An 8234-nucleotide genomic window follows, 5' to 3' on the forward strand; every position below is an offset into this window, starting at 1 on the left:
GATTTAAGTTGACTTGGGCTGAGTAAATTTAAATGTATTAGTAGCAAAAGGAATGTCTACGCTGTACTTACACAGTGTAGCATTTCCGTATATTTTCTTGTTCCATTACATGTTGTATTGGAACCCATTCTTTATATTTTTTAGTAGATCTTCTATTTATGACACATGTGCGTATCATGCACATTGTTGTTGTGCTATACATATACACCTTACAAACTAAAATCAGATAATAATATGTTTAATAGACAACACATGGAAGAGAAAATTACTTTCTCCCTCTGGACGAGGGTGTTAATTTTTCTGGTACTCTTAGTACCATTGGTCCAAGGATATGGACAAACGAAGGTTTTGGCAACTACTGTAAAATCAGGCACAAATGCGAAAGAGAGCCTATTAGGAGGAGGAAGCTATCAACCTACAACAGATACTAGGTATGCGGAAGTTATAGGTGCTCAAAATATTAAGGATGGAAATGAATCTACCTATGCAACCTTAAAAGCTAAAACTGTAGCAGTTATAGCCACCATAAATGGAGAGGCATGGGTCCAAACTAATTTTGATCATAAGATTCCTATTGAAACAACGAGTTATGTCAAAGTTTCAAAAGTTACTGCTGGAGGCGCAAGCCTTGATTTGGGGGGTGTCTTAGGAGGTCTCTTGGGGTTGATAGGAGATAAGATATTTGTCGAAGCATACGCAAATGCTGAAGATAGTTCCCCAATTGCGGATACGAATCTTACAACTACTTTTGTAGAAACGAAGTCAGGAGATTTATTGTTAGCAATTAATTCTAAAGTTCCTTATCAAGGAATTAGAGTTAAATTGAGAAGTGAAGCTGGTGCTTTGAATTTACTCGGTTCCAAAAATTATGAGATGAATGTATATGAAGCTTTTTATTATACAGGAGAGGCTTCATGTGGAAAACCGTTGGCAACAGGAGTTGGTGCAGTGGGATTAAATATCAACTTACTTGGTGGATTATTCACTAATATAGGTACCAACCAATACGGTCAATCAATTGATAATGATGCAAATACTTACTCTGTTTTAAAAGGAGGAAATCTTGTAGCGGTTAATGTAGGAAGTAGTATTTCACAATATTTTTATTTTCCAAATAGTGCTAAAGCTAGTGCAACCTTCAATGTTACATTAGCAAAGAATGCTGGAGCTGTAGAAATACCTGTTATCTCTGGATTAGAAGTAAGAGCTTATCAAGGGAATAAAGAAGTTTATGTTCGTTCTCTGGAAGGAGGATTGCTTAATGGAGTGGATATCTTAGGCTTGTTACAAAGGGATACTCCTTTTACACTGACCTTTGCGCCAGGTAAAGCTTTTGATAAAGTTGAAATTCGCCTTAATACAGCAGTCAGTATTGGTGTTGCTAAAGGAGGCTTGCGTATTTATGATGTAGAACGTTATGACGGAACTACTTGTATTAATCCAAACTTTACTATTCCAACTCCTACTCAAGTTCCTTTTGAAACCGCTAGTTGTGTTACTTCTTTAGTGGATTTCCAAAATGTTGACTTCGCTACGAATGTATTGGATAATAATAACGAAACCTATGCAACTTTATATGCAAAAGCGGGAACGTTATTAGCCGGAGAATATGCCTCAGGTATGATTCATATGGCTTATCCAAATGCAGTACCAGCCTATACGACTTCGTATATCCGCATCGATATGGAAGATGAAATTATCCATAAGTTGTTAGGTGGAACACTAGGTAATTTACTCGGTGGAGTAGTGGGAACCTTAATTGGGAATCACTATTTTGAGGTAGATGCTTACAATGGATCTAACTCAGTTTCCCATACAACAAGTCAAAATGGTTTTGCCAACACTACAGGAGGAAAAATGACCGTTGTTCAAGATAAAATCGGAAGATTCTATCTTGCTGTTACTCCTAATCAACCGTATACAAGTATTAAAATTACCAATAGCGTGTCAGGTCTTGCAAATGGTGCAGTTCGCGCGTTGAAAGTATATAATATGTGCCGTGAAATTGGTACGGATCTTTGTTTTGCACCGCAGTTTACGTCTTATGATCAAACGGGATTGAGCCTGAGTTTAGGTACATTGAATGGTGCCGGAGTAACGAATCCATACTATGCAATTAGCGGTAACTCTTCTGAATTTTCAGAAATAAGTACAGGTACAGTGGCTGTGGCTGCTACAGTAAGACAAGCTATTTACTTTGGAAAACCTTCTCAAACAGGAGATCAGATTAAAATGCGCTTACAGTTAAATCCTACAGGACTTTTAGCTTTGGATTTAGCAGGTAAGTATAGAGTTGTCACTTTCTTAGGTGATCAACAGAAAGAAGTATTCACGTTACAACAAGGCTTAATTAATAATCTAAATTTATTAAACTTATTCAAATCAGGGGGAATTCAAACGTTGACTTTTGATACAACGCAAACCTTCGACCGTGTTGAAGTACAAGTTGGGTCTTTAGTGAATGCATCTGTTGTACCTGCTATTCGCTTATATGATGTGAAACGCGTGAGTACAACTTGCCCTGAATCAAGTGGGGTTTCTCCTTTTACGGCACCAGTTTGTGCAACTGAATTATTGGACGCGAGTAACGCCAATGATATCGGAAACTTATTTGATGGTGACTTTGATTCCTATGCAACGTTGCAATCAGGAGCTGGGTTTTTATTGGGATTAGGCAATAAATTTGAAGGATTTGTTGAAATGGGATATGCCGCTTCGGTACCTGCCAATACCACATCTTATGTCCGTATAGATTTTGAAAATACGGCTCTAGAAAAGTTAATAAGCGGAAGTTTAGGGAACCTAGTCACTGGAATATTAAATGGATTAGTATTTGGAAATCATGATTTTGAAGTTCAAGTGAAAAATGAACAGGGAACTGTTGTTTTAAATAGAGGAACACAAACGACTAACGCTTCTTCAAGTGAAGGAACCATTAGAGTGGTGGTTGATAAACTAGGACGTAGATATTTAGCGATTACGCCAACTAGTGCTTATAAATCTGTTCGTATTATTGATAAAACAAATAGTGCCTTAGGCCTTTTAGCACAACCCAACAGCATGAATGTTTATGGGATGTGTTATGAAACTGCTCAAGCAACTTGTGTAGCTCCTTTTGCTACTTCTTACGAATATGACGGACTAAATTTATCTGTGAATGTTTTAGGCGGGGCGGGAGTTACATACCCTGAACGTGCTATTGATGATAATTCTACCCATGGCTCACAAATGAGTTTAGGTACAATTAGTGTTGCAGGTGGTGTGAAACAATGGATCTATTTTAATTCACTATCGGAACCAGATGATATTACGAATATTCGAATGAAAGTAGGTACAGGCGGTGTAACACTTGCCTTGCTAGAAAACTTCGAAATTATTGCTTACAAGGGTGACACATTCGTTGATCGTTTAGATTGGAATAATGGATTATTAGAAGGAACAGAAGTTTTAGGATTATTAAACTCTGCTACAGCGGTTGATATTCCTTTCCATCCAAATGGAACTTATGATCGCATCTCAATTGGGATCAAGAATGTCGTGAATGTTGGTGTATTCCCTCCTGTGGAAATATACAAAGTAGAAAGACTTTGTAGACCAGTAGGATCAAATCAAAACTTAGTATCATGGAAATCTTATCAAGTAAATGGTGATGCTTCTGTTGATACAGTAGTAGGTGGAGAGGTAGTACAATATACGATCCATGTTAAAAACGTGGGGAATACTACAATAAGTCAATTTACAGTATCAGATAAATTGCCTGTAGGAACTACTTTCTTATCAGCTGTAGGGGGAAGACTTTCAGATGATGGAGAAAAAGTACTATTTGATTTTACAGGAACTTTAACACCAGGAAGTGAAAGACAATTTGTATTTAGTGTAGATGTTCAGTCGGATTTAGTAGGAATATTAGAGATTAAGAACGTGGCTTTTACCAAAGAAAATGGTTCTATCATCAGTTATCCTTCTTATCCTCCTGTTGATAATACCAATCCAACGGAAGCAGATTTGACGAAGAATCCTGGAACAATTATTAAGGTGTCTTATGTTACGACTTTGCCTAAAGCAATTATCACTTCAGATCACGCAAATGCCGTATGTCCTGATACAGAGTTTATTTTAGATTCGAATAAAGGTCCTGCTGAGGCAGATACGTACCAATGGTATTTTGGTGATGAAGCGATTGATGCGACAATGGCAGGGTCGACGAATCCGAATTACGGAAAAGAAAAAACACTAAAAACTAATTACCCAGGTAGTTATACGGTTGTTTATACCAAAGGAACCGAAGTTTCAGTGGTGTCAGATCCTTTTGTTGTGACTCAACTTCCTACGCCAGTTATTCAATTTTCAACGAGTCAACGTATTAATGTGACTATACCAACAGGTCAAAATACAGTAACAGTAACCTTGCCAACCGCTTCTGTTGTTGGAGGAAATGGAACTGAATCTATAAAATGGTATAATCATAGGGCGGAACAATTTGATGGTACCTCAATCACATTTGAAGCTCCGGGTGTTTATGTCTTAACTGTAGTGGCTCAGGGGCCGGGGGCTAATCAATGTGAATCTATTGAGAATGTAATGATTACTGTATATGATGCTAGTTTATGTCCACCAACGATAGAGCGAGTGTACGCAACAGGTTCATCAAGCTGGGGATCTATTATTACGGGAGGAGTTAGTGGTACAAGTAATACCCTTGATGGAGATCCAACAACTTATTCTACGTTAACGACTGGTATTGGACTTTTAGGTATCGGTACCGTATGGCAAAATATTTACTTTGATGAAGAAGTGGCTGCAGGTACTCCTGTCACCATTAAGCTTGGAAAACAATACAGTGGATTGATGCTAGCTGGAGGTCTATCAGTTGTAGGATTAGATGCTGATGGTAATACCATCGGAACGTTAAAATCAGTTCAAGGTGGTTTATTAGATTTATTAGCAGCGGATAATGTGATTGAATATACATTCGTGCCTTCTGATAAAAATGGGCCTAAAACATATAAAGGGGTTCGCGTTTCTCAAGGATCTTTATTGAGTGTTGCTCAAATATCTAAAGTGTTCCATGTGTATCATACGAAAAATGTAAGTGCATTTTCGCCTGAATACTGTGAACCTGTTTCAGATAATGTACATCCAGCAGTACTAGATGTATTACATGGAGTGCAAGATTTAGGTATAGGTGCAGCAAGTGCAACCGCTTCTGTTTCTAACCCATGGAATGCAGTGGATGGCAATCTTGAAACTTATGCTACGATAGCTAGAGGTGTTGCTGTGTTGAATGCTGCAAGTTTAACGGTAGTCTTTAAACAACAAGCGATGCCTGGAGATAAATTACATATCGTGACTGAGGTTCCAGGAAATCCTATTTTGAGTTTAGAATTAATTAAAGGCTATACAATCCAACGCTATTTAGGAGATCAAAAAGTAGGAGAAGAGATTGATGGAACAAATGGGGCTCAGATTCTAGATCTAAAATTACTTGGATTAGGGTATAGCAATAAGTACAAAATGATCATCAAAGACATTAACCAACCTTTTGATCGTGTTAAGATTTCTTATGGAAGTGTTGTGGGAGTACTCGGAGACCTAACTAGGATATACGAAGTAACAGTAGCTCCTCGAGTTGATGTTGGAATTGATATCGAAGCGGAATATTTAGACCTATGTCGAGGTGGTATATTAACCATTAATGCCGAAGACAATTGTTCTACTTATGAAGTCTATACCGAAGAAACAGGTGGTGTACCATTGCCAACAGAAGGATTGAATAATTTCAAATTACCATATCATTTACCTGAATATCAGGATGAATTACCTGGAAATGCAGGTTTAGGTCCAAAATATAGTGTTGTTTATGTACAAACGTACAGAAATGGCTGTGTTATCGGTAGAAGATTACCTATTCGTTTAACATTGAAAAATTGTTCAGTAAAGTCAAACCTGAACGTCACACAAAAAATTAAATAAGATATACTAGAGAATTAAAAACTATAACACTATGAAAAAAATCACATTATTAGCGGCAGTATTAGGAGCTTCATATTTTGCGAATGCTCAGGTAGGTATTGGTATACCAACTCCTGTTTCATCTACACAATTAGACGTAACAGCTAAAGATAAGGGTATTTTAATTCCTCGCGTTTCTTTAACGGCTTTGAATGAATTTAAGCCAATTGAAGGAACACAAACAGAGAGTTTATTAGTATATAATATTGATAGTTCTTTTATCCCTACAGGATTCTACTATTGGGTAGATGCTAAGTGGAATAGAATTGTTGGAAAAGCAGAGCTTGATCAAGTTATTGAAAATTTAGGCGATAATATTACCAATTTAGAAGCAGATGTAAAAAACATACAAACCGTAATTAATTACATTTTGCCTTCTAATCCATCGAATGATGATGCTACGCCAGAGACTCATACGACAGTAGTATATAAAGAAGGTAAGTTTTATACGGTGACATATGATGCCATAACACAAACCTATACAACTCAAGAAATCAATTTTGAGGATTTGGTGAATGGTTTTGAAACGAAAACGTTCATGAAAGAGGTATTGAATGCGGATGGTAAAGTAATCGGAATGATTTACTTTTCAGAGCAAACAATTATCGATTGGTTAGCGGCAGATGCTGCAAATACAATTGGGAATATTCCAAATAATGCACCCGGAGCGATGCCAATTAAAGTGAAGGACATCGTAGTAAACAATATCCAAGAGATTTTAGAATCACCAACGAATATTACGATTACTACCGTTGAAGGGGATAGAACATTTACTACAGTAGAGGAGTATTTGCAATACATTACTCAATTTTCAAATGGTAACGTAATCTATACACAAATTGCAGATCCAGACAATGCAGGTCAAACGATTTGGGTATTCCAATATTGGGATGAAGCAACAAATACGTACAAAACCATCGACATTCAAGGTTTAGTAGAAGCTGCTGAAACCAATACTACGATTGTTACTTATAACAACAANGCGTACATCAAAGCAGGAGGAGAAACAGATCCAGCAAATTGGACGGCTGTTCCAGCAGGTGCAATTCACGTAGATGTAGTAGGTGGTGTGATCAACAACATCCAAGAGATTTTAGAATCACCAACCAATCTTACGATTAACACAATAGAAGGAAGTAGAACCTTTACTACAGTAGAAGAATACATACAATATATTTCTCAATATTCAGATGGAAATGTAGTGTACAGAGAGATTGACGATCCAGCCAATGCAGGTCAGAAAATTTGGGTATTCCAATATTGGGATGATGCAACAAATACGTACAAAACGATTAACATCAAGGATTTAGTTGAAGCAGCTGAGACGAATACAACAATTGTTGTGTACAACAACAAACAATACTACTTATCAGAAGCGTACATCAAAGCAGGAGGAGAAACAGATCCAGCAAATTGGACGGCTGTTCCAGCAGGTGTGATTCACATAGATGTAGTAGGTGGTGTGATCAACAACATCCAAGAGATCTTAGAATCACCAACGAATATTACCATTACTACAACGGAAGGTGATAAAACGTTTACCACAGTAGAAGAATACTTACAATACATTTCTCAATATTCAGATGGAAATGTAGTGTACAGAGAAATCGACGATCCAGCTAATGCAGGTCAGAAAATTTGGGTATTCCAATATTGGGATGAAGCAACAAATACGTACAAAACCATCGACATTCAAGGTTTAGTAGAAGCTGCTGAAACCAATACTACGATTGTTACTTATAACAACAAACAATACTACTTATCTGAGGCGTACATCAAAGCAGGAGGAGAAACAGATCCAGCAAATTGGACGGCTGTTCCAGCAGGTGCAATTCACGTAGATGTAGTAGGTGGTGTGATCAACAACATCCAAGAGATTTTAGAATCACCAACCAATCTTACGATTAACACAATAGAAGGAAGTAGAACCTTTACTACAGTAGAAGAATACATACAATATATTTCTCAATATTCAGATGGAAATGTAGTGTACAGAGAGATTGACGATCCAGCCAATGCAGGTCAGAAAATTTGGGTATTCCAATATTGGGATGATGCAACAAATACGTACAAAACGATTAACATCAAGGATTTAGTTGAAGCAGCTGAGACGAATACAACAATTGTTGTGTACAACAACAAACAATACTACTTATCAGAAGCGTACATCAAAGCAGGAGGAGAAACAGATCCAGCAAATTGGACGGCTGTTCCAGCAGGTG

1 protein-coding gene is annotated in these 8234 nt (G+C 37.3%); it reads left to right on the plus strand.

The window, feature by feature from the left end; genetic code table 11:
* Window positions 1–234: 234 nt before the first annotated feature.
* Window positions 235–5973, plus strand: coding sequence for a DUF11 domain-containing protein (locus tag AWV75_RS17195; RefSeq protein ID WP_060875532.1), 5739 nt, complete (start codon window positions 235–237; stop codon window positions 5971–5973).
* Window positions 5974–8234: the final 2261 nt, after the last annotated feature.

This window comes from Myroides odoratus (genome assembly GCF_001549985.1).
Taxonomy (GTDB): domain Bacteria; phylum Bacteroidota; class Bacteroidia; order Flavobacteriales; family Flavobacteriaceae; genus Flavobacterium; species Flavobacterium odoratum_A.

Bases quoted from the DNA above. Each gene is read 5' to 3' on its own strand.
- AWV75_RS17195 (WP_060875532.1), top strand. From the start codon at position 235: ATGTTTAATAGACAACACATGGAAGAGAAAATTACTTTCTCCCTCTGG.